We start from the raw sequence: 24,229 nt of genomic DNA, 5'->3' as shown, positions 1-24,229 counted from the left end.
GGACAGGCTGTCCGCGCCCATGGCGAGGCTCACCGGTCCCAAGAACCCCGAGGCATATTGCGGAAAATCGATGTCCGCAAGCCGTCAGACCGGCACCTTCGCCTTCAGGCTTGCGGCAGCCATCGCATAGCCGCCGGCGGCGCCATCGATGAAATGAACGTGATCGCGCTGCAGCGGCGAGGCGACGAGGCATGTCATCAAGGCCGATTTCTGGCGGTGCAGGCCATAGTTGCAGATGCCCGCCTCTTCCGCCTGCTTCAGCCGGTTCTCGATCCGTCGCAACACATCCGCGTCAACGTCGATGGTCATCTTCAAGCCGTCGTCGAACTTCCGGAAATCCGAATTGCTGGCCACGTCGCGTTTGTAGATCTTCGGATCGAATCTGCCGATCGTCCAGCCATATCTATCGGTGACGGCCGTAAGCGTCATCAGGAACACTATCCACAGCTTCGACAGCCACCGCCGTCCTGCCGGCGCCGTGGCACGCGCCTCGATATCGAGGCCGGCGGGCAGCACACTGTAGTCCGGCCCGTTCACCGGCACCGGGTGGCCATCGCGTTCCTGCCTGCCGGCAAGGGCGATGATGTCGGAAACCAGAAACTGAAAACCGCGCAAGTCGCGCGACGCCCCCGGTATGGCTATGATCGAGACGATTTCGCCATGCCGGGCTTCGATCGGGTTCCAGCGGCACGAGAGGCCGGTCAGATCCGGCCGCGTGCCGGCCGGCGCAGGATCGATGCGGTAGCGCCCCGCTTTCATCTCGGCTTCCGCCCAACTGCCGCCACCGCCGGCGAACATGGCATAGAAGACCGCATCGGAGGCCTGGAACCTCGCCACGCGAACGTCGAGGCCTTGCGCTCTTATATCCTTTATCGGCACGATTGCGGCACGCAAGGTCAGATCCAGTTCGTCCGCCACCCATCTCTGGACAGCCGCCAGCGCGTTGCGGGTGATCTCCAGCGCCGAGCCGGGAAACGCCACGAGCGCGCCGTCGCCGCCGAAGACAAAGGGAAGATCTTGCCTACCCAGCGCATTGAGCAGCGCCGAAATGACGCTGGCGCCGGCCATATTGACGGTTTTATAGCGCCCCGCCTCGATCGCCTTGGTCGAGCCGACGATGTCGGCGGTGGCCAGCGCCCAGTTATCGGGGAGAGGCCGATAGTTATCGATATCGGCAACGCTTTCGAACTTTGCGAAGACCGGCAGGGAAGCGACGAACGGATCGGACGCGGCAACTGTTTCCATGAGCATCAGATAGCACATTCCACTGCTTGAAGGTGAAGTCGATCATGCTTCGAAATTGACTTGCGCAGGCTTTCCGATGATAGGGTCCGGCGATGCGAATTGCCTTCTACGCGCCGCTGAAGTCGCCCAATCATCCCGTTGCCTCCGGCGACCGCCAGATGGCACGGATGCTGGTCAAGGCGCTGGAGCATGGAGGGCATAGCGTCGAACTGGCATCCGAATTACGCTTCTATCTACGCGAACCGGATTCGAAAAGTTTCGACGCGCTCAAGATCGAGGCCCGGGAGGAAGCCGCGCGGCTGGCAAGGCTTTGGGATCGTGACGGCAAGCCCGATCTGTGGTTCACCTATCATCCCTATTACAAGGCGCCCGACCTGATCGGGCCCGAGCTGGCGTTGGCCTTTGGTGTCCCCTATGTGACAGCGGAAGCCTCATATTCGAGGCGGCGCAACACCGGTTTGTGGGCCGATACGCAAGCGTTGGTGGCGCGAGCCGTCGAACAGGCAGCGCTGAACATCTGCTTCACGCAAAGGGATCGTCAGGGACTGGCAGATGCGATTCCCGACGCCGCTTTCGGCATGCTTTCGCCCTTCATCGACACATCGGTATTCCGGGAAACGCCGGCACGGGGTTGTCCGACGCGCCTCGTCACCGTCGCGATGATGCGCCCGGGCGACAAAGTCGAAAGCTATCGCATGCTGGCGCAAGCGCTCGGTTCGATCGGTCACCTGCCCTGGACCATGTCGGTCGTCGGGGACGGACCTGCCCGCGAAGAGGTCAGAGCGCAATTCGCCGGCTTGCCCGCCGACCGTATCGAATGGCTTGGCGCGATTGAGCCAGCCGCCGTGCCGGATGTCCTCTACAGTGGGGGAATTTACGTCTGGCCGGGTTTCGGCGAGGCCTATGGCGTTGCCTATCTTGAAGCACAGGCCGCCGGCCTTCCGGTTGTGGCTCAGGACATCGCCGGCGTGCCGGAGGTCGTGCGGGATGGCCAGGCCGGGTTTCTCACCCCGCCGGGCGATGTGGCGGCGTTCGCTTCTGCCATTGAAAGGCTTCTGGCCCGTAACGACGAAAGATCCATCATGGCCGCAGAAGCCAGACGTTTCATCCTCGAAGAACGTTCTCTCGGTGCCGCGGCGGCGCGTCTGGCCGAATTTCTTGCGAAGATTCCGGTCTCATGACATCCGATCAGATCTGGCAACCCTTGGTGGAGGAACTGGCGAGCCGGCAACGGGCGGACCGTAAGGCAGAGTTCTGGCTGCGCGACGATGACGCCGTGGATCCGACGCCTGCGCTTGATCGGCTGCTCGACCTCACCGGTAAATTCGCGGTTCCGGTGACTCTGGCCGTCATTCCCGCCCTGACTGACGAGAAGCTTGTCGTTCGGCTTGACGAGGCGCCGCATGCCACGGTCGCCATCCATGGCTGGGCGCACCGAAATCATGCGCCCGAGGGCCAGAAAAAGCAGGAGCTCGGCGCGCATCGGCCACGCGAGGCGGTGCTCGATGATCTGGCTCGCGGGCTGTCGCACGTAACCGGCCTGCACGGCGCACGTGCCGTTCCGATGCTGGTGCCACCCTGGAACAGGATCGACGCCGGCTTGGTATCCGACCTTGGATCGATAGGATTTGCGGCATTGTCGGTCTATGGGCCGCCGAGGCGGGCTTCACTGGCGGTCATCAACAGCAATGTCGACATCATGGATTGGCATGGCACGCGCGGCTGCCGCGATCACGGCCTATTGGTTCAGGCTATCATCGCGCAATTGCAGCATGCATTCGATGGCGGCGAACCGGTCGGCCTGCTCACCCACCATCTCGTACATGATGAATCGGCCTGGCTTTTCCTCGAACGGCTGTTCACCGTCACCGCACAGACTGAAGCCTGCGCATGGCTTCCGATCAGGACCTTGATCGGGCGCAGCGCCGGTAGAGCAATTCCAGGAAAAGTGTGAACGGCTTTCCCGGGAAAAGCGCGTAGCGTTTTCCCTTGGGAATTGCGTCAAAACAAAGAGATAGAGCGCTTCGCCGTTTCTGTGAAACGGTGAAGCGCTCTAGAGGAAAATAGCTCAGCGCTTTTTGCGCAATGAGACTGGAAGTTTGAGCGTCTGGCCATCCCGCGCGGCAAAAGCGCCGGTAAACCTGTCCTTGGCCAGTTTCTCGATCTTGTCCAGTTCCTTGTCGGTGCGTGTCGGATCGTGGTGAAACAGCGCAAGCCTCCGCGCACCGGCCGCCTCACAGAGCTTGACGCCCTGTTGCCATGTCGAGTGCCCGTAACCGCGGCGGCGTTCCATTTCCTCCTCGGTGTAGGTGCAATCGTAAATAACGAGGTCGGCATCTTCGATCAGGCCGAGCACCGCCTGATCGAGTTTGTCCGGCTCGTGCTCAGTGTCTGTGATCACCGCCACGACGCGGCCGCCCCATTCGACCCGGTAGCCTACGCAGCCGCCCGGATGGATAAGACTGCCGGTTCGGACCACCACCCCTTCGCGCGGGCGAAGCACGTCTCCGGATACGAAATCGCGATAGTCGAGGCTTGCCTTGCAGATCTCCAGTTTCACCGGAAACCACGGCGGCCGCATGAACTCATCGACCATCTGCCGGGTCGTCATGTGTCCTGCAAGATGCCCGGACCAAAGCGTAACCTTGACGCCCGGGTCATAGATCGGCGCAAAAGACGGCAGCCCGATGATGTGATCGTAATGGCAATGGGTGAACAGCAGGTCGAAATCGGTCACGCCCAACGCCTGAAGCGCCCCGCCGGCAGGCCGTAGGCCAGAGCCTGCGTCGAACAGAAGCGTATGCTTACCGCATCGCATCTCAATGCAGATTGAGTTGCCGCCATAGCGAGAGAATTCTGGCCCTGATACCGAAATGCTGCCGCGGACACCCCAAAACCTGACCAGGAAAACGTCGTCGACCATGCTACCCCTTCGCCCATCTTAGCCAAACAACTGCTGCTACGCGAGACAGGCTTTCTCCGGGTGACCTTCTCAGCAAGAGGACAGTGCCATCACGACGACGAGGATCGAGCGCACGTCATTCGTTATTTGGCGCTTCGTGCGTCGATCAGATCCGCGGTCGTATGGCTTAGGCGATCGGCAAGAACCCGCAATATCTCGATGGTCATTTCCGGGAACTCCCTCATAAGCCTCAGGAAATGATCCTTGCGGATTCTCAAGACTTCCAGCGGACTTGCCGCTCTGACGGTGGCAGTGCGGGAGCTGTTGCACAATATGGCGATCTCGCCAACAATCGAATTTGGCTCCAGTTCGGCAACTTTTATCGGCCCGCTGTCGGAATCGACCAGAATATCCGCCCTGCCTGAAAGGATGACATAGGCGGCGTCTCCCTCATCGCCCTGCCGGAAAAGGATCTGGCCGGCGCTGTAGCTGACACGATCGGACGTGAACGCAAGCAGCTTGAGCTTTGTCGGCTCGATGGCAGAGAACAAGGGAATGCGTTGCAGCATTCCAACTTCATCCTTGAGCAGCATTGTCGCAAACCTTCCCAAAATTCGCGTTTGCCAGACTAGAGCAACGGACGCCCAGATGGAATCAATTCTCTTTTCGGGATGGCGAGACAAACCACGCGAAAGGTGGCGAGCCCGATGTCGTGCACCGGCAGAATGATCCCATCTGAATGTCCGTTGCTCTATGACAGCAGTTCCTTGAAGATACCGTTCCCTGCCAAAAGTGTCTCGTGTGTTCCGTCTTCCGCCAATTGACCCGAGTCGAAGACGATAACGCGATCGAACATCATCGCCATTGCCGGATTCGTCACGACCCACACAATTGCCGGCGAATGGCCGTCGCACCTGGCTTCCTCGAGCACATTTCGCAGCACCTTATCCTGCATGCGCTGGTCGAGCGCCGACAGCGGCCGGTTGAGAATGAGAAAATCGGGACGCTTGAGCAGGGCCCGGGCAACATCGAGCTTCTGTCGCTGTCCACCGGTCAGCCGCCTGCCGCCGGAACCGACGTTGAAGTCCAGGCCGACATCCAGAAGTTCGGCATAAAGCCCCAGTTCGTCAAGAATGTCATAGACGATGGAGCGTATGCGGTCCGGCGCGTCGGGATGGTTGTTGCCCACACGCCCGAACAGGACGTTATCCATGACGGTGGCCGCGGCAATGTATTTGGCAGGATCATACCGTTCGACCGCATTTTGCAGTTCGGGCGGCAGGTTTTCATAGAACCGGCTGCGTGCAGCGACGATCTTGCTCATCAGCTCGTCGCTCAGCAGGCCGAAGCGGTGCCGGGGCTCGATGTAGGCAAAGCTCAAGGTGACGATCATGGCGCGATCGTTCTCCGAAACCGCCTCGTGAGGACGGTTCTTGAGCCGTTGCAGCAAGGTTTCGTAGGCGGGTATCTCCTCGGCGCTCATGAAGGCGAGCTGCTGGAAGAACTGGTGATCGGGCGGCAGGTCGGCAAACAGCTCGATCGCCTGTTTGGCGATCTCCAAGCCCATTTCGTAGAGCGTGCGGTCGAGGCCGGCTTGCCTCAGCACAGAAGCAAAATAGGGATTGGCCGCCAGGGCCCTGTCGGCCAGTTCGGGGCCGGCGGCAGCGCCGAAGAGCAGGTTTTGGCCGATCGTTGCTTCCTTATTGTAGGCGCCCGGTTCGAAAGGAACCACCAGTCCGCTCAGCCCCTCTTGTTCCAGCCGGGTTCGCAGCGCCGCACGCAGTTCGACGATCCGCCTGGCAAGCTCTGTGTGACGCGTGAGGTCGGCCGAAGAGCGCAAGCCAAGATCCAGAATGTCGCGCGACAGAACAACCGCGTCGAGCACCCGGCGCACGGCTTCAAAGAGGTCGTGCGGGCCGGTAGCGCCAGCGGAAGCATAGTTGATCCAGTCGCTGTGGATATCAAGATCCGGATTGCCCGACCGGCGCGCCTCGTGGATGTTCCAGCGGTGCTGGTCTGCCGCAGCACCGTCATAAGGCACCGATGTCAGCGGCGCATGCTTCAACCCGTAGAGCAGGTTGTCGCGGAGGCTTGCCTGGAACAGGAAAACATCCGACGAGGCATACGACATGCGCCGGCCGGTTACTGCTTCGGGGAGTTCAAGCAGGTCGTCGGTGCCCGAAGCGACCCTTCCGCTGTCCGGCCAGTTCAGCCGCGCGAAGGCTTCTGCCAGCGCCTCCGCTCCACCTGTTGCGGTACTGACCAGCGCCACTGTCTCACCCGGCTTGACCTGGAGGGAGATGCGGTTGAGGAGCATTGCACCGCCATCGTCTGCTATGGACAGATTGATCGCCGACAGGGGGGTGGTCATCGGATCGGGATCGTCGATCGTCAATGCCCCGATTTTCGGCGCGATGAGACCCTCGACGGTGAACTGTTCAACGACCTGTTGATATTTGACCTGGACATCCTGCCGATCCTGATCCCAGTCGATCAGTTCCTTCATCGGTCCGGGCAGGTCCTTGTAGGCGCCGATCACGGCCACGAGCTGGCCGACGTCCAGCCGCCCCTGGATGACCAGATACCCGCCGATCATGTAGAACAGAAAGGGCGTGAGCTGCGCGAGAAAATTGTTGAGGAACTTCACCATGAATTTCCATTGGTAAAGATCGAAGCGGATCTTGAAGATGAGCCCGAGCCGGGCAGCTATGTCGGCGCGCTCGTAGTTTGATGTATCGTGGACGTGAACCGCGCCGATGCCGTCGACGATTTCGCCAACCCGGCCCGAAAGCGCGCGCGCCGTCAACTGCCGTTGGCGCCCGAGCACAATCAGCCGCCGCCGCATTCGCGGGATGAGCACGATCTGGATCACCACGATCACGACCGCTATCATTCCGAGCCAGACGTTCTGGATCATGATGAACAGCATGGCCGTCAGCGCCTGGCCGCCGAGCAGTACCGGCTGCAGGAAGGCGTCGCCGATGAAGCCGCCCAGCGGCTCCACCTCGTCCTTCACCATGGTCGCCACTTCGGCGGACTTCACCCGCTTGAAGTAAACCGGCGGAAAACGCAGCACACGGTCGACCAGATCGAAGCGGATACGCCGCAGCATGCGTTCGCCGAGGCGGCCCTTGTAGGTGTTGATGTAGAATTTGAACAGGCCGTTGATGACGACTAGCAAGAGGAACACGAGGCTCAGGGCAAACAGGGTCTCCGTGCGGTCGAGCTGAAAACCGGAGAAGAACTGGACCTCTCCAATGAACGGCAGGTTATAGTGTAGCCTCATGAATGGCTGGGTCGCGCCCGGTTGCTCGAAGCCCCTACCTTGGATCGGGCCGTTGACGATCAGCTTCGGTAGGTCGAAGGACATGAAATACGGGATCATCGAAAGCACGACGATCATCAATATCCAGAGCTGCTGCTTCTTGGTGTGCGTCCAGATATAGCGGGCTAGGCTGGGTTCCATATGCGACTGCGGACCCTTCAGTTGAAAGGATGCAGGATGTAAAAGCACCTGCTGGCGAATGGCGTATCGGCAATTTCTTCGTCGCCAACGACAAGTTCGAAGCTGCTGTGCACGGACATTGTCCTGCGCTCAACGATGCAAGGAACCTGCGAGGCGGCGCGATCCAGTTCCGGTGCATGGTCGATGGCAACGACATGGGCATTGTTGATCGGCGAAGAAAGCAGCTGGCCAAACGGTCCGCGGCTTCCGTAGGGTTTTGGCGAATAGCCGAGCAGCACGAGGCCGCAGCCGCGCGGCTGGTGCTGGCGGATGGACGCCGATGATCCGGACAGGCTCTCTCCGGCACCGGGCAATGGCCAAGCGGCTTGCTGCATAATCACGTCCGCGGAATCAAACAGCCTTGCAGGAGGCAAGATTGCGTTGTGTCGCCCGAAATCCCAACATACAAGACAAATATGATGGATGTCACGCAACCACGCAATGCCGGCATTGACTGGCACGAACAAGCCTTGGACCTCACGCGGGGAATTGCTGCTTATGTCAACTGCCCTCTCGTGGCAGGACTGGCGCGCGTCCTCACCAAGCATCCGAAGGCCGATATCGCCAACGCCTTCAACCACAAGCAGGTCGCCTGCAAGATGTGGGCGCTCGACAGGCTGTTCGAAAGCTGCGGCGGCCGGTTCGGGCGCATATGGGTTCTGGGTGGATGGTACGGCGTATTGCCGGCAATGCTTTTCAATGACGCCCGCTTCGACATCGCGGCGGTCGATAGCATCGACATCGATCCCGAAGTCGCGCCGGTCGCCCGGACCCTCAACCGGGAAGCCGGCGACCGGTTCCGGGCGCTAACGGCAGATATGTACGCACTCGACTATGCGGCCGGGCGGCCCGACCTGATGATCAATACGAGCTGCGAACACATAGCCGATCTGCGCGCCTGGCTAGCTCTGCTTCCGCGGGGCACGAATGTACTGCTGCAATCGAACGATTATTTCAGCGAGCCGACGCACATCAACTGCGTGGCTTCACTTGCAGCCTTCGAAGCAATGGCGGCGCTACGGGAGGTGCGGTTCTCCGGCGAACTGCCGACAAAAAATTATACGCGCTTCATGCTGATTGGAACTGTTTAATGCATTTCGCCCAAAAGTGCGTAGCGGTTTTGGGACAACGACATGCATAAAAACAGGACTTGAAGCGCGTCGCACGAATCTCATCAGGCGCGACGTAGGATCTGTCGTCTGTTTGATCATGAGCTTTTCTGAAACCCCATTTTTAGGGACCATGTTCGATACCGCTCGCGCAGGATTTGCGCGGAGCGACGCGCGCCTTCCAGATCGAGACGATGCGCGGATGGCGTCGGTCCCACAAGCGCCTGTTCGATCGCTTGCGCCAAACCTTCAGGCGTTAGGTCCTTTTCCATCAGCACTGATGCAAGACCGAGTTCTTCGAGCATCAGGGCGCGAACCGTCTGTTCGGTTTCCCCGCCGGCTGCGAATGGAACGAGCAGGGAACGACAACCCGCGCGCAGGACATCGCAAACTGTGTTGTAACCCGCCTGCGAGACTGACAGGCGGGCGCCGGTCAGCAGGCTGGCGAAATCCTCGCGGAACCGGAAGATGGACAGGCCCGGCGTCGCATCGCGCGCGATGTCAAACTCGTCTTTCGGCAAGTTTGGGCCGGTGATCAAACACCATTTCCAAGCGTTGTTGGCATTCCGCGCCGCTGCGATGGTGGAGCTGACAAGGCTCTTTCCGGCAGCCCCGCCGCCAACCGACACCAGAACGTCGAAGCGCTCGGAGGCCGCGGGCGAGGGCGGCGCGGCAACGAGCCCTGTGTAGGTGACCTCGGCCCTGATCGCCCCAGCCAGCGGAAATGTCTTGTCGATGGTTGCGAAAGCCGGATCGCCGTGGACCATAACAAGGTCGAAATGCCTGTTGATGAGATCGACCGTTTCCTCGTTTCGGCCCGGCTTGACGCGCTCCTGAAGGATATCACGGACGGACGTCGCCAGCAGCGGTCTGGGCGACGTCGCGTCGATGGCCTCGATCAGCGGCAAGAGTTCGAAACGCATCTGCCGGCGTCCAAATGGAAACGCCTCGACAATGACGATATCAGGCCTGCAATCCCGGAATGCCTGCAGCAGCATCTCTGAACGCCATTTCTTGAAATCATCGTCGATCGGGTTGCGCTCCAGGTCGACAAGTCCGGAAAATCCTTCATCACCGGAGGTGACAGGTGGCAGGATTACAGATTTTACACCGGGTCCCGGAAACCCGGCGATTGGCGCTCCGCCGGTTACGACGGTTACGTCAAACCCGTCATAGACCAGAGCCGCCGCAATGCGGCTGGCGCGCGCGAGATGGCCGATGCCGAGCAGGTGCTGGACATAGAAGAAAGCGCGCAGCCGCTTCATTCGGCGGCCCGCCACTCCCGCTCGAACAGTTCCTTGAGCTGTCCAATGCTTGCCATATGATCGAAATTGCCGCGCACGCGCCGCTCTGCGGCGTCGCCGAGGCGGGCGCGCAGCACGGGATCACGGATCAGGCGCTCCAGCGCCTGTGCCAGGGCAATTGGGTTTTCCGTGGGAACCAGCAGCCCGGTTTCATCCGGCGATAGAAGCTCCGGCACGCCGGAAATATCGGTCGACACGCAGGCAAGCCGCTGGCTAGCCGCCTCCACCAAAACGTTCGGCAGACCGTCCCGGTCACCATTTGCGGTGATCCTGCAGGCCAGGGCGAAGATGTCGGCACAGCGGTAGTGCTTAAGCACCTCCTCCTGCGCCAGCGCGCCTTTCCAAGAGACGCGACCATCCAGGCCGAGCTTTTGCGCCAGGGCCTTGAACCGTTCCAGTTCCTCGCCGCCGCCGATATGCTCGAAACGCCACGCCAGATCGCCGGGCAACAGCGCAAGGGCCTGCAGCAACGTATCGTAACCTTTCTTTTCAACGGCGCGCCCGACACTCAGAACGACAACCGGTTCGTCCGGCGCCGAGCCGTCATGCTGCTTTCGCGCCTCGCCGAAACTGCCGAAGCGATCAAGGTCGAGCCCATGATAGCTCAGATGCACAGACGAGTTGCCGTTAGCGAGTTTTTTCAGACGGTCGAAGCCGGTTTTCGTGCAAGTGACCGTCCAGCGCGCCGAGGAAAGCTTGCCGGCCAGATCCCAGTCCGCCGAAGTCCAGATGTCCTTGGCATGGGCCGAGCAGGTCCAGGGCAGGCCACGAAGCTGGCTGGCATAGCGCGTCACCGATGCAGGCGTGTGCGCGAAATGTGCATGCAGCCAGCTCGCGTCTTCCGGCCATTCGGCCGCCAGCACGAGCGCTTGCCCGAAGCGGCGCGCGCGATTGCGCGTAAAGTCGCGGGGCATATCGGCAGCCAGCGATCCGAGCGCGCGCCAGAAGCACGGCCGCAGCAGATAAGCAAACAGCGAGCGAAGCACGCGCAGCGGCTCTTCATGCAGATATTCCGGCAGATAATGAACGGGCGCTTTGATCTCGTCATGCACGGGGTGGCGTTTTTCGTCGGTCGGCCGCCTGAGCGCGACGAGTATCAGGTCGAACCCCGCACGCTCAAGACCGAGGAGTTCCTGCGCGATGAAGGTTTCCGAGAGCCGCGGATAGCCCTTCAGAACCACGACGATCTTGCGATGTTGCAACTCAGGTCATTCCTTCAATGACCGAAAGGTGATGGCCGGCCCGCCGGTCGAGCAGTTCCGCGACGATTTCGGAAATATGAGGCAGCCCTTCCAGCGTCAGATGCGGATTGCTCTGTGATGGGTGGGGCCGGTCCGGCAGCGCCACCAGTGCATCGGCAAACCGCTGGGAATCCTTGGCTTCCTCCGGCAAAAGCATCTCGATGAGGCCGAGTTCGGCTGCGCGCCGAGCGCGGATCAATTGCTCCTGGCGGGGCTCGACGCGCGGCACGATCAGCGCCGGCTTGTCGAAAGACAGTATCTCGCAATAGGTGTTGTAGCCGCCCATCGCCACTACCGCCTTGGCGCCGGCAATCAGGTCTTCCATGCGGTTGTCGAACTCGATGATCTTGATGTAGGGGATCTTGGACCCCTTCTTGAGCAGCTTGTTGCGCTTGCGCGCCGGCATGTAAGGCCCAAGCACGATCAGGGCCCTATGCTGCAATTGCGGATCCTGCTGATAGGCATCGATGACGTCGTGGATCAGTTCGGCGCCGTCACCGCCGCCACCGGTGGTAACGAGGATATAGTCGCCCTCGGGCCGGTGACCGGGCAACTCGTTCCGCTGCAGGCTCCGTTGCAGGAAACCGACGAACCTCATCTTTGCTCTGACAGCCGGCGGCACATCCAAGCCGGTCAACGGATCGTAGAAATCCGGCGGGCCATAGGCCCAGACCTTGTCGTAGAACAGGCCTATCTTGCGCATCACATCCTTGCGTGCCCACTCTGCTTCGAGCAGATGCGGCGCATCCATCACCTCGCGCAGGCCAAGCACGAGCGTGGTGCCCCGCGTCTTGAGATAGGACAGCGTGTCCTCAATCTCACCGCGCAGGCCGAGCGGTTCCTTGTCGACGATGAAGATATCCGGCCGGAAGGTCTCAGCTGTGTGGCGGATGATCGACTGGCGCATTCTTAGCGTCTCATGCAGATCGATGTCCTTTTCCAGCGAGGTGTATTCGCCGTTGCGCAGCTTGATGACGCTGGGGATCTTCACGAAGTCGACACGGGCGCGGTAGTCGAAGGCGCCAGCGATAGTCGCACCCGAAATGATAAGCACCTGAAGTCCGCGGAAATCCTCGACCAGCGAATGCGCGATAGTCCGGCAGCGCTGCAAATGGCCGAGCCCGAACGTGTCGTGGCTGTACATGAGAATTCGAGCGTTTTCTGCGTGCTGGGTCATTGTTGAACGTCTCTTAGAATTCTCGCTTTGAGGGCCGTGAGCGACCCGACGGCTTCGAAACCATCCTGGTTTTGAAACATGAGGCCGCGATTTTCAATTTGTATTACTTCTGTGGAATGCCTGTCAGATAACTTTCTGATTGCCTGAGTCCGAAACTAGATGGATTGGCGAAGATCGCCTCAGCGGGAGCGGGCCGAGACTCCCTGTTGTTGTTTTGGGATGGATGGAAGGGGAAAGCGGTGTCCAAAAGATCGGCAGAAGTCATCCCTCTTGATTCCAATAAGCTCCGGTCTCTCCGAACTCGATTGGTTTCGGAGAGCGGTGAAAGCGAATTCCGCTATCCTGCGCATATAGTCAATTGCTTGATCGGTATACGAAAGGACAGGGTCGCCGGGCGTCGCACGGCGCATGTTGTTGTAGAGCTCATTTCGCGCGCCATTGCTCTCGGTCTTGGGGGACCAAAGGTGCTGCCCATCAATCTCTTGACGGGCGGTTTGATTATGATTCACCGACCAGAACTGAGCCATCTATCGCCCAAGCTAGCCGGAATTTCGGCAGGAATCGAGTGGATTGCCAGCACTCACAACACACCGCCTGCAGCAGGGTGTGTGCAACACCGGTTGCTTGTCGATCGCTATGGCCTCTGGCTAATGCCTTAGCTGGGGCGGTGACGGTACTTTTTGAGACGACCTGAGCGCGTCGCCGAACGTCGCGAGGTGCGAAAATCGCTCGATTGGTCCCGATAGTTGGCGAAACCTCAATGAGTTTGATGATTGGCCTCGTAGGTTCACAGAGGGCGGCGACGATCTCGTCGGGGTTCTCTTCCGCCTAGTTGAAGATCCAGGCGGCCGACCGGGAGATCGACGACTTCATCACCGTCGCACGCTCGCGCTCAGGGTGACGAGAAGCTCGTCCAGTTGCTCGAACTGCTCGGGCATCGCATCCGCCGCCCCGGTTCCGGCAGCGTCGAGAGCTTCCTTCGAGGGATAGAGCTCGTGCATGACCAGCAGCGTCTTGCCACCTTTTTCCTCGAAGGTCACCGTGGTGACGGGTCCACCGTCACCACCTTCGTCATTGGTCCAGGCGAGGCGCGAGTGCGGTGTCACTTCGATGTACCTACCGAAGAACTCGTCAGGTTTTGAGGCATCGTGGCCGAACACCAAACGGTACCTGCCCCCGGCACGAACATCCATCTCGCAGGAACGCAGGAACATACCCATCGACTTCGGCGCCCACCACTGCTTGAACAGCTCGGGCTTGGTCCACGCCTCGAACACGATGCGCGCCGGGGCGTTGAAGGTTCGCGTAACGACTAGCTCCCGGTCGGACTTCCGTTCCACTGTCGTGCGGTTCTTAATGGGAGTGCGCTCATTATCTCTTCCTTCGTCCATCGACCTTCTCCTTCCGTTTCAGTTCCTCGACAACCTTGTCCAACTCGTCGAAACGTGCGTCCCAGAGCTGGCGGTAGCTTTCGATCCATGCCGCCTCTTCCTCCAGTCGGCGAAGGCCGAGCTTGCAGGTCCGCACGCGCCCGATCTTCTCCGTGGTGACGAGCCCCGCCTGCTCCAAGACCCCGACGTGCTTCTTCATGCCCGTGAGGGTCATGTGGAACTTTTCGGCAAGGTCCGTGATCGAGGCGTCTGCTCGTCCGAGTTGCTCCAAAACGCCGCGCCGGGTGGCGTCCGAGAGCGCGGCGAACGAGACATCGAGGTGGGGCATTAAATACTGAACCATATGGTTCAGTATTTAACAGACGGGTTGGCGGCGTGCAAGGGGAGGCCGAGTGGGCTGCGTTGCCGGCCGCCCCTTCTGGTAAATCGCAAGCGATTAGCGGATGTTCAAGTCGGAGCAGGGTCGGTGAGGAAGGGCATGATGTCCACGCCGTCTCCTGGGAAGACCGTGAAATGCGGGTGGTTCTCGAACAGGCGGGCGGCGGCATCGATGGTATCGACCTCGACGACAATATAGCCGCAGAAAGGGTTCACGGCGTCGGCGATGCCGTCCCTGGTAACGCGCCTCGTCTTACCGACCATGCCGCCGCGATCGGGGAAAAATGCGGCATTTCTCTCCTCCCAGTCCGCCCACTGCTGTAGGCCGACGGCATCAATCGCATCCTGCTCGGGCTTAGGCAGGCTACGAAAGCGGGCGAGGTCTTCGGGCTTCATGGTGTAGACGGCAAGAAAGCGGGGCATGCGGCGGTTTTTTCTTCGTGCTGGCAGAAGCATGCTAGCTTAGTCTCCTGGAGGGCCCAAGTCACTGCGCATTGCCATCCTCTAAATGCCCGCCCGCTATTTGCGTCAGTCCTGTCGATGCCTGTCAGTGAGCGCAGGTCCGAGTTTATGGGGGCTGCCTTGTTCACCCTCGGCGATCGCTCCGGCGCGCCGGATTGCCGTAAACACACCTAGACCAGTCTTTGCTTGAGCGGAGCAACTCCTGATCTCCCGCTTCGGCGAAGTAACCTCGCCACACTCTACGATCTCCCAACTGCTGCGTCGGGCCGGTCTCAAGGGGCGTTCAGGCCAACAATGACCCGAGGCTGAAGCTGGCATCCATTTGGAACGCCCGACCTGCCGGCGGGCGGAACTGCTCCACCACCAGATCAACGGGCACATCAAGCGTCATCCCTGTTCGGGGGACAGCCCGAATGCAGTCCGGCCGCCAAACGATGTGCTCACGATCATTCAGCCGAAGAATCACGGAGCAGCAGGCGCGACCCGACGTCCACAATAGACCTGATAGCGGGAAGCAGTTCCTGCCCCAGCGACGTCAGCTCATACTCCACGGTCGGCGGCGATGTCGGCATCACGTTGCGATAGAGGACGCCGCGCTCCTCGAGATCCCGCAGTCTGCTGGTCAGTACCTTCGCCGAAACGGCTGGGATATCGCGGCGGAGTTCCGAGAACCGACGCGGGCCTTCGCTCAGGGACCAGAGCACCTCGGGTGTCCAGCAGCCGCCAAGCAGCGCCATGCACCTCGACATGGGGCAGCCGGCGAGAGCCTTCACCTTTTTTCGCGTCTTGAGAACCATCGCGCACCCTTCTCGGGGAGTTTCCAGTTGGTTACCGGAAAATGGCGGTAACCACAAGATACGTGGTTTCCAATGGTAACGAGGGCCGCTATTCGAAGGCTCTCCGATCCACGCAACCACGAAATGGGCTGAACGATGTACGCAATAACTGGAGCAACAGGACAGCTTGGCCGCCTCGTGATCGAGGCACTGGTGAAGACCATTCCGGCCGACCGGATCGTCGCGGCGGTCCGTAATCCGGCAAAGGCCAGCGATCTGGCCGAGCGCGGTGTGATCGTACGCGAGGCAGACTATAGCCGTCCCGACACGCTCGCCCCGGCCTTTGCCGGCGTCGACAAGCTGCTGCTGATTTCCTCGACCGAAGTCAGCGGCCGCCTGCCGAAGCATCGCGCCGTGATCAAGGCAGCCCAACGGGCCGGAGTTTCGTTGATCGCTTACACCAGCATGCTGCTCGCCGACATCTCTCCCGCAAGGCTCGCGGTCGAGCACCGGCAGACGGAGGAGGTGATCGCGGCCTCTGGCCTGCCCGCTGTCATCCTGCGCAATGGCTGGTACGCCGAAAACCATCTGCTGGCGCTCCCCGCGGCTCTGCAGCACGGCGCCTTCGTCGGCGCCGCGAAAGACGCGCGTTTCTCCTCCGCGGCGCGGCGGGACTATGCAGAGGCCGCGGCCGTGGTGCTGACGGCCGACGACCAAGCCGGGAAAACATACGAACTGGCCGCGGACCAGGCCCTCACGCTCGCCGAGCTTGCGGCGGAGGTCTCGCGGCAGTCGGGCAAGGCAATCGCCTACAACGATCTTTCCCAGGCCGCCTATCAGGATGTGTTGACGGGGGCCGGGCTGCCGGCCGACCTCGCCGCTCTTCTGGCCGATGCCGACGCTGCAGCTTCACGCGGAGCGTTGTTCGATGACGGAGGCACGCTGGGGCGGCTGATTGGTCGTCCGACCACCTCGATGCAAAGCCTCGTCGCGGCCGCATTGCGCAGTTAAAGCCGGGGCTCAGAACTCGACGTGCATAGCGCCGCCGGGCGAAAGCGGATACAGGTCTTTATCGATTTTCTCGGCTGGGATTGAGTTCTCCTTTCGTCGCGCCGAGGCGGTTGAGCAGATTGAGCGTGATCCTGCCGACATCGTTCATGGCGCCTGCGGCCGGCAGCGCGCCGCACCAGGCAACCGAGCTTGCCGAAAAGATCAAGCCACCTGCTGCGAGCTTTCGCAGGGTCATTTCGGCGCAGCGGCGGGCGATGCGTTGCGTATCCCCGCCCGCATACCAGCGCGTCGGATCCTGGAAGAAGCTGTCGGGAAATCCGGTCGCACGTGCGACCACGACGGTGTCAGCGGAAGTGCCGAGGGCTGGATCCGTCGCATCCACTTCGTAGCCCGCGGCACCGCCCAGCACGATGCCGTCCGTGCCGAAGGTCGCATTTTCAACGCCTTCGAACAGCCATGCGCATCCTGCTTCACGGCTTTCGTCAGTGCGCGTGAAGGGGCGCGCGCCTTCGAAGCCCATGAGTGAGATCCCGCCGCCGATCAGCGAGAATTCGCCTCCGCCGCGGGAGCGGAGATAGCCGCCTGGTTCGTTGGTGATCGACAGCGCCTGTTCGGCGACCGGGCCGTCCCAGGTGCGGCCGGCCTCCAGCGGCGAGCGCCGCAGCTCCATCAGATCGTCCTTGAAAGCCACAGTGGCAGCAAAGCCGTTGCCGCCGAGATAGGCGATGCTGCCGCCTTCGGCCACAAACTGCCGCAGTGCCTGCTCCATCTCGATCGACATATATTCGGGGTGACTGCCGGTGACGACGGCCTGATGTCGACGCAAACCGTCTATGCCGCATTCGTGCAAATCGTGATCGGTCATGACGTCAAACACGATTCCATTGTCGTGGCAGAATCGGAGGAAGTGCAGATCGACCGGCAAATTGTGTGGGCAGCCGCAGAGCGGATAATCGTAATCGTCCCTGAGCGTCACTTTCGGCTTTTTGTAGGAGCAGATGGAAACACCGCTAAGGTCGGAATGGTAGTCGTAAAGAGATTTCAGATTGTTGGCGATCGCGAAGCGATGTCCCCGGTCGTCGCCTTTCCATTCATAAAGATGATCGGGGAGATATTCGTCCGCATAAGCGAGATAGGTGGCCGTCGGCACGAGATACAACAGCGGCGACGAAACCTGTGAAGAGGTGACGAAGAACACCACGCGTTCGTAACCACCCTCCCATTCGATCTGGAACGCGTAGACGCCTGGGCTTGCGTTTTCCGGGATCGTCACGCGGTGCGATGCCGGCCACTCAAGCGGGCCGATGTCGTCGTCGTGGCAATGGATAGCGTCGTAGTGCGACGGCACTAAGCGGGGCTCGAAACTCGATCCGTCCCAGCGTGCCGAAGTCACGCAGAAGGCTGGCTGATTCATCACATCTAGGAGCAGCGGATCTGCTCCGCCCGACGACAGGATCGGCGGCGTTGGTAACAGCGTCGGGAAATCCCAGGCAACAGTCCCCTGTGGGGTGTCGAGCCGGATCGCGGCAAATTTCGCGTTGAGGGTAGGTTGGTGGTGGGTAGCACCTGCGCCGAAATGGATGCTGCGCGCCTGGAGGTTCCGCGCAGGGCTGCCAAAACGTTCATGGAGTTCGTAAGGCGCGAGAAGATCATGGGATTTGATGCGCAGACGCGATTGCTCCTGCCGCAGATCCAACTCGACAGTGAGCCACACACCAGTTGGCGCCTTCTTCTCGACAAGGGTTTCGCCGCCGATTTCCACGACAAATGCGCCGTCGCGGAGGCGCAGCCCAAGGGCGCCTGCCTCCAGGATCGTGCGCGCACCTTCGTTGCGCGTGAGGAACAGCTCAAAACGTATGCCGTGGAGGGCTTGTACTTTGGCCAGTTCGCCGGCTCGCACGAACAGGAACGACCCCTGGTCGAAATGCCGATGCCGTGCTTCACCTATCGTTTCGATTGGCCAGGCGAGAAATTCCGGAGCCGGCTTGTCGAGCCGGCAAATTCGTGTGGCCTTTATCGGCCGATCACATGACAGGCTGAGGCTGATCCGCTGGCCTGCTTTGGCACTCCAGGGGGTGGTATAACCAACCACGCTCATCGCGTCGTGGTCTACTGCGCGCTTCATCTATCCCTCCCGATGAACTCCAGATGGGCTGGGGCGAACCGCGTAGACCGGTCCGATGTCGACCAATGCGCTGCCGCTCTGACAAGCAAAGTTTCGCATGGCGCACTACAGCCATGATGTACATGCTTGTATAGATAAGCTGCATTCGGATAGTCTCGACACGATCGGTCCAAGCGCGACATTACCAAGGAGGATGACATGCGCAACGCATCTCTCTTCGACCTGTCAGGCAGGAAGGCGCTTGTAACCGGCGCAAGCCGCGGCATCGGGCGCAGCATCGCCGAGGCGCTCAGCGCGGCCGGCGCCGACGTCGCGGTCACGGCGCGCAGCGTCGCCTCGCTCGAGGAGACGATGGCCGCAATCCGCACTGCCGGCGGGGTCGCGCATGCCATCGCCCTGGACGTCACCGATGTCGACCGCTGCCGGGCGGCGACAGCCGAGGCCGGCAGCCTGCTCGGAGGTCTCGATATTCTCGTCAACAATGCAGGTACGGAAGAGGTCCGGCCTTCACTCGATGTCGACGAGGCCTTGTGGGACAGGATTGTCGATACGAATCTCAAAGGCGCCTTCTTCTGCGCCCAAGCCGCCGCGCGGAAGATGAGAGACGCCGGACGGCCCGGCGTCATTATCAATCTCTGCTCGCTGACCTCCGAGGTCGGGGTTCCCACGGCTGTGCCATACGGCTCGTCGAAATCAGGCCTCCTCGGCATGACGCGGGCGCTTGCAGCGGAGTGGGCCGATCTTGGGATCCGGGTCAACGCCATTGCGCCTGGCTATTTCAGGACAGCGATGACAGACGTGTTCTACAGCAACGAGGCATGGCAGCAATCGATGCTCGCCAAGATTCCGCAGCGCCGTTTTGGTGATCTTTCGGACCTGCACGGAATCGCGGTGTTCCTCGCTTCGGATGCGGCAGCCTACATAACCGGCCAGTCCATTCCCGTGGATGGAGGCTTTCTCGCATCGATTTGAAGGCTTCAGGGCCGGAGACGTATCCCAGAAGTGATCGACAAGCGCTAATCGTAATTGGGTCTCAAGAAAAGGAGCCGCCATGTCTGACGTCAGCTTCCACCGCCTGTCATCCCTCAGTGTCGATCAGCGGGCCAGTTTACTGAGACGCGCCGAGGGAGATCTGTCTTCCTTCATCGAAAAGGTCCGTCCGATCATCCAGGCCGTCAAGGATGAAGGTGACGCGGCCTTGCTCCGGTTTGCACGCGAGCTCGACAAAGCTGATGTTGCCGACGGTGAACTGAAAGTTTCGGAAGCGGAGTTCGACGCGGCATTCGACAAGGTCGAGAAGGATGTCGTGGAGAGTATCCGGTTCGGCATCGACAACATCCGGCATTTCCACGAGGAGCAGCGCCCGGAAACGATGTGGCTCAAGGAAGTTCGGCCAGGCGCCTATGCGGGCGACCGATACACACCGATCGCTTCGGTCGCGCTTTATGTTCCGCGCGGCAAAGGCGCGTTCCCTTCGGTGACGATGATGACGTCGGTTCCGGCGGTGATTGCCGGGGTTCCCCAGATCGCGATCGTGACGCCTGCGACTTCGGACGGTTCCGTCGACGCCGCGACGCTGGTTGCTGCCCGCCTCGCCGGCGTGGAGACCGTGTATAAGTGCGGCGGCGCCCATGCGGTCGCCGCCGTCGCCTATGGAACCGAGACTGTGAAGCCTGCCGTCAAGATCGTCGGGCCGGGGAGCCCGTGGGTGGTGGCGGCAAAGAGCGTGTTGTCCCCGATCATCAACACAGGTCTCCCGGCCGGTCCGTCCGAAGCGATTATCTTTGCCGATGACAGCGTCGACGGCGGCCTGGCCGCTCTTGACCTGTTGATCGAGGCCGAGCATGGGCCGGATTCCTCGGCCTATCTGGTGACGCACAGCCGCAAGGTCGCCGAAGCCGCGTTGATTGCGATACCGGAACACTGGTCCCGGATGAGCGAACAGCGTATGGAGTTCTCGCGCGCGGTGCTGACTGGAAAGCGCGGCGGCATCGTGCTGACCGAGTCGCTGGAGGACAGCTACCGCTTCATCAACGATTATGCGCCGGAGCACCTCGAGATTCTGTCAACGGAGCCATTTGCGCATCTCGGACGTATCACAGAAGCCGCCGAGATCCTCATGGGACCGCATACGCCGGTGACCCTCGCCAACTTCGTCCTCGGGCCCAATGCGGTGCTGCCGACCAGCCGGTGGGCGCGAACCTTTGGACCGCTTTCCGTGACGGATTTCGTCAAGAGATCGTCGGTCGGCTATGTGACCTCGGCGGCCTATCCGGAACTCGCCCTGCATGCCCGCAGGCTCGCCCGCTACGAAGGATTCAGCTCGCATGAGAACGCGGTTTCGGAGATCCGCGATCGCTATCTCGCCGGCTGAGCGGAAACGATGATGATGAGGGCGGTGCGACTCCATGGACCCGGCGACTTGCGCGTCGAGGATATCGCCGCGCCAGGCGCTCCCGAGCCAGGCTGGGTGAAGCTGAGGGTCGATGCCGCAGGCATTTGCGGTTCCGATCTCCACAACTTTCGCACGGGCCAATGGATAAGCCGATCGCCTTCGACGGCTGGCCATGAACTGACAGGCACGGTGATCGCCATCGGCGAGGGCGTGGACACCGTCGCCGTTGGCGACCGAGTGGTCGCCGATTCCCGTTTCTGGTGCGGAGAGTGCGCGCAATGCCATGCAGGCAGGCGGCATCTTTGCACGTCGCTGGGGTTCGTCGGAGAGATATGCGACGGCGGATTTGCCGAACAGGCGGTCCTGCCCGCGCGCCTCTTGCATATCATCGATGCCGCGCTGGACGAACGGATCGCGGCAATGGCCGAGCCGCTGGCTGTAGCGTTGCACGCAGTGCGGCGTCTGCCGAAAACGGCCGGCTCCGTTCTTGTCGTCGGCTGCGGGACTATCGGCGGGCTTGCCGCGCTGCTGCTCTCTCGAACGTTCGCAGGTACCGTGCTCGTCACCGATCGCAACCCTGGCCGATGCGCCCGAGTGGCCGGTGTGACCGGCGCCAGCATCGTCGACTTGAACCGAGACGCCATTGCCGCGGCCACCGCGGAAGCCCCCTTGCTTGCTGCCGTCGAAGCGACCGGCAGCGTCGCAGCACTCGGCCAGTTGCTCGGCATTCTGGATGCCGGCGGCACCGTTGCGATGGTCGGCATATTCCATGGCCGCCTCGATATCGATCCCAACATCCTGGTTGAACGCGAAATCGCATTGCTGGGATGCCACGCCTTCGCCGATGAGCTTCCCGATGCCATCCGGATGCTCGGCGAATTGACCGAGCCCATGGTCGAACTGATCGACCGCGAGATCGGCCTGGATGATGTTCCCGCAGCCTATGAGCAGCTGTTGGCGGGGCAGGGCGGTGGCTTGAAAACAATCATCCGGATGCGGTCTGCCGGGCGCGTGTGATTTCCGAACGTTGCCGGAAAGGATTTTTGAAATGATCACTTTGCCCGACACCGCCAGCCCTCTTTACGAGAAGGTCAAGGACTACATCCTGACGAACATCGGAACGGGGCGATGGAGCAAGGACCGGAAGCTGCCGTCCGAAAATGAATTCGTGGCGACACTCGGTGTGTCTCGGATGACGGTCCATCGTGCCTTGCGGGAGTTGACCTCTGCGGGTTTTCTGATCCGCCTCCAGGGCGTCGGTACATTCATCGCGCCACCTCGACCGCAATCCGCACTGATCGAGATCAACAACATCGCGGCGGAAATTGTCGCGCGGGGAAACAGGCATCGCTCGGAGGTTATCGTCCTCGAAAAGATCACGCCGACAAAGGAGCTCGCGCTTTCGTTCGAGTTCGCAAAGCGCGTGTCGGTCTATCATTCCATCGTCGTCAACTTCGAGAACGACCTGCCTGTGCAACTGGAAGAGCGCTTCGTCAACCCGGGCCTGATACCCGACTATGACAAGCAGGATTTTTCCAAGACGGCGACCTACGACTACCTCATGCAGAAAACCCCGGTGACGGAGGTCGAGCACATCATCTCGGCGACCCCTGCCGATGCCGAGACGGCGCGGTATCTAGGCATCGATGTCGGCAGCTGCTGCCTGTTTCTGCATCGCCGGACATGGACGGGCGCCGTCGTTGCCACGATCAGCAAGCTGACTTACGTTGGCAGCCGCTACTCGCTTGGCAGTCGGTATTCTCCGTCCAGAAAAACCTGATCGCAGTGAAGCGAATCAGAGTTGGAAGGAGGGGTCTAACTTGTATATGCATGTATGTATTTAGCCTTGACATCCGCTGTTGCTGACGTTGAAGTGTCGTCGCACTTTCGTTGAACGGACAGCTAAGATGCCGAGGCACGGTGCCGCAAGAGCAGAAGCCCGCATTCTCACCAGGCCGGATGTTTGGTTCAAAAAAGCGGCCTGATCATCAAGGGGAACAAGATGATGCGTAACCTAACAGGACAATTTCGGGCACTCGTTATGGCTGCTGCCGTCGGGTTTGCCCCGGCGGCCTACGCGGCCGACACGACAATTCCGGCGACGCCCGAGGCGGGAACATTCAGGATCGGCATCGAGCCATGGCTTGGCTACGGCCAGTGGCACGTCGCCGAAGCCAAGGGCCTGTTCAAGGCAAACGGGCTGTCCGACGTGCAGATCGTGAATTTCGCCGAGGACAAGGACATCAACGCCGCGCTGGCGAGCGGCCAGCTCGATGCCGCCAACATCGCGACCCACACGGCTATGGGCATGGTTGCGGCCGGCCTGCCGGTGAAGATCGTGCTGCTGCTCGACGTCAGCATGACGGCAGACGCCATGATCGCCGGCAAGGACGTCGCCTCCGTCGCCGACCTCAAGGGCAAACAGGTCGCTTTCGAGGAAGGCACGACGAGCGACATCCTGCTCAAATACGCGCTCGCCAAGAACGGCATGTCCATCGCCGATGTCCAGCCGGTTCCAATGCCGGCGGCGGATGCCGGCAGTGCGTTGATCGCCGGCCAGGTCCCGGTCGCGGTGACCTATGAGCCCTATCTCACCGCCGCCAGGGCGCAGAACAAGGATGTCAAGCTACTCTTCACCGCAGGCGAAGATCCCGGCCTGATCAGCGACGTGTTCGTGGTGCGCGATGAGGTGATCACGTCGCGTCCTGGCCAGGTGCTTGCCATGATCAAGACCTGGGATGCGGCCCTGAAGGCCTACAACGCCGACACGCCCGACGGCCGGGCGATCATCTCCAAGGCTGTCGGTTCGAGCGTCGAAGACCTCAACACCGCCTTTGATGGCGTGCGTTACTATAGTCTCGCCGAAAACAAGGATGCGCTGATGGGCGAATTCTCCACCAAGATATTCGCCGATGTCGAAGCGGCCGCCAAGAACGCCGGGCTGCTTCAGGCGGACGTGACGCCGGAGCAGATGATCGACCCGTCATTCGTCAAGGCCGCGAAATGACGAGGGCCGGCTCGCGGTGGTGACGCAAATGTCCGAGCAGCGTGCCACCAGAACAAGCCCGTCTCACGCAGCCCCTGGGCCGGTGAACAAACAACCGATGCGCCGTCGCCCCAGCGCAAGCTGAGCGGGCGGCCCACCCCCCCCCCCCGAGCGGGCGATAGGAGTGGGGGCGGATTTAGAGCCGCCGCAGGCCCCGGCGGG

22 protein-coding genes are annotated in these 24,229 nt (G+C 61.1%); 9 read left to right on the top strand and 13 right to left on the bottom strand.

What is annotated here, in order from left to right; genetic code table 11:
- Positions 1-84: 84 nt before the first annotated feature.
- Positions 85-1,245 carry a DUF3095 domain-containing protein gene (locus NKJ40_RS28160; RefSeq protein ID WP_352468858.1) on the bottom strand — a complete coding sequence of 387 codons (1,161 nt, stop codon included), beginning with the start codon at positions 1,243-1,245 and terminating at the stop codon, positions 85-87.
- A 92-nt stretch (positions 1,246-1,337) separates the two neighbouring features.
- Here NKJ40_RS28160 and NKJ40_RS28155 point away from each other — a divergent pair, with 92 nt between their 5' ends.
- Together NKJ40_RS28155 and NKJ40_RS28150 are read left to right on the top strand one after the other, a co-directional pair.
- Positions 1,338-2,426 (top strand): glycosyltransferase family 4 protein, encoded by a 1,089-nt coding sequence (locus NKJ40_RS28155; RefSeq protein ID WP_352468846.1) that lies wholly within the window; start codon positions 1,338-1,340, stop codon positions 2,424-2,426.
- The gene (locus NKJ40_RS28150) at positions 2,423-3,199 is read left to right on the top strand and encodes a polysaccharide deacetylase family protein (RefSeq protein WP_352468845.1); all 777 of its coding nucleotides are present in this window, start codon (positions 2,423-2,425) and stop codon (positions 3,197-3,199) included. Before NKJ40_RS28155 ends, NKJ40_RS28150 begins: the two co-directional genes overlap by 4 nt.
- A 114-nt stretch (positions 3,200-3,313) precedes the next feature.
- Here the strand turns inward: NKJ40_RS28150 and NKJ40_RS28145 are convergent, their stop codons facing one another.
- The 4 genes from NKJ40_RS28145 to NKJ40_RS28130 form a co-directional block, all read right to left on the bottom strand.
- On the bottom strand, positions 3,314-4,168 hold the full coding sequence (locus tag NKJ40_RS28145; protein ID WP_352468844.1) for an MBL fold metallo-hydrolase: 855 nt from the start codon (positions 4,166-4,168) through the stop codon (positions 3,314-3,316).
- A 122-nt stretch (positions 4,169-4,290) separates the two neighbouring features.
- Complete coding sequence (locus tag NKJ40_RS28140; protein WP_352468857.1) at positions 4,291-4,740, bottom strand: cyclic nucleotide-binding domain-containing protein; 450 nt, start codon at positions 4,738-4,740, stop codon at positions 4,291-4,293.
- Between the two features lie 158 nt (positions 4,741-4,898).
- Positions 4,899-7,613, bottom strand: a complete 2,715-nt coding sequence (locus NKJ40_RS28135; protein WP_352468843.1) for an ABC transporter transmembrane domain-containing protein — start codon at positions 7,611-7,613, stop codon at positions 4,899-4,901.
- Between the two features lie 17 nt (positions 7,614-7,630).
- Positions 7,631-7,987, bottom strand: a complete 357-nt coding sequence (locus tag NKJ40_RS28130; protein ID WP_352468842.1) for a hypothetical protein — start codon at positions 7,985-7,987, stop codon at positions 7,631-7,633.
- Between the two features lie 84 nt (positions 7,988-8,071).
- On the opposite strand from NKJ40_RS28130, the gene NKJ40_RS28125 reads away from it, so the two are divergent.
- Complete coding sequence (locus NKJ40_RS28125; protein ID WP_352468856.1) at positions 8,072-8,743, top strand: class I SAM-dependent methyltransferase; 672 nt, start codon at positions 8,072-8,074, stop codon at positions 8,741-8,743.
- Positions 8,744-8,859: 116 nt separating this feature from the next.
- Here the strand turns inward: NKJ40_RS28125 and NKJ40_RS28120 are convergent, their stop codons facing one another.
- The 7 genes from NKJ40_RS28120 to NKJ40_RS28090 all read right to left on the bottom strand — a co-directional run bounded on the left by NKJ40_RS28120 (position 8,860) and on the right by NKJ40_RS28090 (position 15,511).
- Positions 8,860-10,026, bottom strand: a complete 1,167-nt coding sequence (locus NKJ40_RS28120; protein ID WP_352468841.1) for a glycosyltransferase family protein — start codon at positions 10,024-10,026, stop codon at positions 8,860-8,862.
- On the bottom strand, positions 10,023-11,267 hold the full coding sequence (locus NKJ40_RS28115) for a glycosyltransferase (protein WP_352468840.1): 1,245 nt from the start codon (positions 11,265-11,267) through the stop codon (positions 10,023-10,025). Before NKJ40_RS28115 ends, NKJ40_RS28120 begins: the two co-directional genes overlap by 4 nt.
- A 1-nt stretch (position 11,268) precedes the next feature.
- The gene (locus NKJ40_RS28110; protein WP_352468839.1) at positions 11,269-12,483 is read right to left on the bottom strand and encodes a glycosyltransferase family protein; all 1,215 of its coding nucleotides are present in this window, start codon (positions 12,481-12,483) and stop codon (positions 11,269-11,271) included.
- An 872-nt stretch (positions 12,484-13,355) separates the two neighbouring features.
- Positions 13,356-13,874 carry an SRPBCC family protein gene (locus NKJ40_RS28105; RefSeq protein ID WP_352468838.1) on the bottom strand — a complete coding sequence of 173 codons (519 nt, stop codon included), beginning with the start codon at positions 13,872-13,874 and terminating at the stop codon, positions 13,356-13,358.
- Positions 13,855-14,217, bottom strand: coding sequence for an ArsR/SmtB family transcription factor (locus NKJ40_RS28100; protein WP_352468837.1), 363 nt, complete (start codon positions 14,215-14,217; stop codon positions 13,855-13,857). The genes NKJ40_RS28105 and NKJ40_RS28100 overlap by 20 nt, the downstream gene beginning before the upstream one ends.
- A gap of 104 nt (positions 14,218-14,321) precedes the next feature.
- Positions 14,322-14,675 (bottom strand): hypothetical protein, encoded by a 354-nt coding sequence (locus NKJ40_RS28095; RefSeq protein ID WP_352468855.1) that lies wholly within the window; start codon positions 14,673-14,675, stop codon positions 14,322-14,324.
- Between the two features lie 485 nt (positions 14,676-15,160).
- A complete protein-coding gene (locus NKJ40_RS28090) occupies positions 15,161-15,511 on the bottom strand; it encodes a winged helix-turn-helix transcriptional regulator (RefSeq protein WP_292654372.1) in 351 nt (116 codons plus the stop codon).
- 135 nt (positions 15,512-15,646) lie between these two features.
- Between NKJ40_RS28090 and NKJ40_RS28085 the strand changes: the two genes are divergently transcribed.
- Positions 15,647-16,501 (top strand): SDR family oxidoreductase, encoded by an 855-nt coding sequence (locus NKJ40_RS28085; RefSeq protein ID WP_352468836.1) that lies wholly within the window; start codon positions 15,647-15,649, stop codon positions 16,499-16,501.
- 58 nt (positions 16,502-16,559) lie between these two features.
- Here NKJ40_RS28085 and NKJ40_RS28080 read toward each other — a convergent pair whose 3' ends face one another.
- Complete coding sequence (locus NKJ40_RS28080; RefSeq protein ID WP_352468835.1) at positions 16,560-18,626, bottom strand: N,N-dimethylformamidase beta subunit family domain-containing protein; 2,067 nt, start codon at positions 18,624-18,626, stop codon at positions 16,560-16,562.
- A 198-nt stretch (positions 18,627-18,824) separates the two neighbouring features.
- On the opposite strand from NKJ40_RS28080, the gene NKJ40_RS28075 reads away from it, so the two are divergent.
- The 5 genes from NKJ40_RS28075 to NKJ40_RS28055 all read left to right on the top strand — a co-directional run bounded on the left by NKJ40_RS28075 (position 18,825) and on the right by NKJ40_RS28055 (position 24,028).
- Entirely contained in the window at positions 18,825-19,598 is a 774-nt protein-coding gene (locus NKJ40_RS28075) for an SDR family NAD(P)-dependent oxidoreductase (protein WP_352468834.1), read from the top strand.
- Positions 19,599-19,677: 79 nt separating this feature from the next.
- The gene (gene hisD / locus NKJ40_RS28070; RefSeq protein ID WP_352468833.1) at positions 19,678-21,000 is read left to right on the top strand and encodes a histidinol dehydrogenase; all 1,323 of its coding nucleotides are present in this window, start codon (positions 19,678-19,680) and stop codon (positions 20,998-21,000) included.
- 15 nt (positions 21,001-21,015) lie between these two features.
- Positions 21,016-22,038, top strand: coding sequence for a zinc-dependent alcohol dehydrogenase (locus NKJ40_RS28065; RefSeq protein WP_352468854.1), 1,023 nt, complete (start codon positions 21,016-21,018; stop codon positions 22,036-22,038).
- Positions 22,039-22,069: 31 nt separating this feature from the next.
- Positions 22,070-22,801, top strand: coding sequence for a histidine utilization transcriptional repressor HutC (hutC, locus tag NKJ40_RS28060; protein WP_352468832.1), 732 nt, complete (start codon positions 22,070-22,072; stop codon positions 22,799-22,801).
- Positions 22,802-23,026: 225 nt separating this feature from the next.
- Positions 23,027-24,028 carry an ABC transporter substrate-binding protein gene (locus NKJ40_RS28055; protein ID WP_502903774.1) on the top strand — a complete coding sequence of 334 codons (1,002 nt, stop codon included), beginning with the start codon at positions 23,027-23,029 and terminating at the stop codon, positions 24,026-24,028.
- Positions 24,029-24,229: the final 201 nt, after the last annotated feature.

The sequence above is a fragment of the Mesorhizobium sp. M0119 genome (assembly GCF_040322615.1).
Lineage (GTDB): Bacteria > Pseudomonadota > Alphaproteobacteria > Rhizobiales > Rhizobiaceae > Mesorhizobium.
Note: the sequence above shows the minus strand (reverse complement) of the source record. Positions and strands in the feature narration are given on the sequence as shown.

Coding starts and splice junctions, on each gene's coding strand:
- NKJ40_RS28135 (WP_352468843.1), bottom strand. CDS start 7,613: ATGGAACCCAGCCTAGCCCGCTATATCTGGACGCACACCAAGAAGCAG.
- NKJ40_RS28140 (WP_352468857.1), bottom strand. CDS start 4,740: ATGCTGCTCAAGGATGAAGTTGGAATGCTGCAACGCATTCCCTTGTTC.
- NKJ40_RS28125 (WP_352468856.1), top strand. CDS start 8,072: ATGGATGTCACGCAACCACGCAATGCCGGCATTGACTGGCACGAACAA.
- NKJ40_RS28160 (WP_352468858.1), bottom strand. CDS start 1,245: ATGGAAACAGTTGCCGCGTCCGATCCGTTCGTCGCTTCCCTGCCGGTC.
- NKJ40_RS28055 (WP_502903774.1), top strand. CDS start 23,027: ATGCGTAACCTAACAGGACAATTTCGGGCACTCGTTATGGCTGCTGCC.
- NKJ40_RS28145 (WP_352468844.1), bottom strand. CDS start 4,168: ATGGTCGACGACGTTTTCCTGGTCAGGTTTTGGGGTGTCCGCGGCAGC.
- NKJ40_RS28130 (WP_352468842.1), bottom strand. CDS start 7,987: ATGCAGCAAGCCGCTTGGCCATTGCCCGGTGCCGGAGAGAGCCTGTCC.
- NKJ40_RS28080 (WP_352468835.1), bottom strand. CDS start 18,626: ATGAAGCGCGCAGTAGACCACGACGCGATGAGCGTGGTTGGTTATACC.
- NKJ40_RS28105 (WP_352468838.1), bottom strand. CDS start 13,874: ATGGACGAAGGAAGAGATAATGAGCGCACTCCCATTAAGAACCGCACG.
- NKJ40_RS28095 (WP_352468855.1), bottom strand. CDS start 14,675: ATGCCCCGCTTTCTTGCCGTCTACACCATGAAGCCCGAAGACCTCGCC.
- NKJ40_RS28065 (WP_352468854.1), top strand. CDS start 21,016: ATGAGGGCGGTGCGACTCCATGGACCCGGCGACTTGCGCGTCGAGGAT.
- NKJ40_RS28085 (WP_352468836.1), top strand. CDS start 15,647: ATGTACGCAATAACTGGAGCAACAGGACAGCTTGGCCGCCTCGTGATC.
- NKJ40_RS28150 (WP_352468845.1), top strand. CDS start 2,423: ATGACATCCGATCAGATCTGGCAACCCTTGGTGGAGGAACTGGCGAGC.
- hutC (WP_352468832.1), top strand. CDS start 22,070: ATGATCACTTTGCCCGACACCGCCAGCCCTCTTTACGAGAAGGTCAAG.
- NKJ40_RS28100 (WP_352468837.1), bottom strand. CDS start 14,217: ATGGTTCAGTATTTAATGCCCCACCTCGATGTCTCGTTCGCCGCGCTC.
- NKJ40_RS28090 (WP_292654372.1), bottom strand. CDS start 15,511: ATGGTTCTCAAGACGCGAAAAAAGGTGAAGGCTCTCGCCGGCTGCCCC.
- NKJ40_RS28075 (WP_352468834.1), top strand. CDS start 18,825: ATGCGCAACGCATCTCTCTTCGACCTGTCAGGCAGGAAGGCGCTTGTA.
- NKJ40_RS28110 (WP_352468839.1), bottom strand. CDS start 12,483: ATGACCCAGCACGCAGAAAACGCTCGAATTCTCATGTACAGCCACGAC.
- NKJ40_RS28155 (WP_352468846.1), top strand. CDS start 1,338: ATGCGAATTGCCTTCTACGCGCCGCTGAAGTCGCCCAATCATCCCGTT.
- hisD (WP_352468833.1), top strand. CDS start 19,678: ATGTCTGACGTCAGCTTCCACCGCCTGTCATCCCTCAGTGTCGATCAG.
- NKJ40_RS28120 (WP_352468841.1), bottom strand. CDS start 10,026: ATGAAGCGGCTGCGCGCTTTCTTCTATGTCCAGCACCTGCTCGGCATC.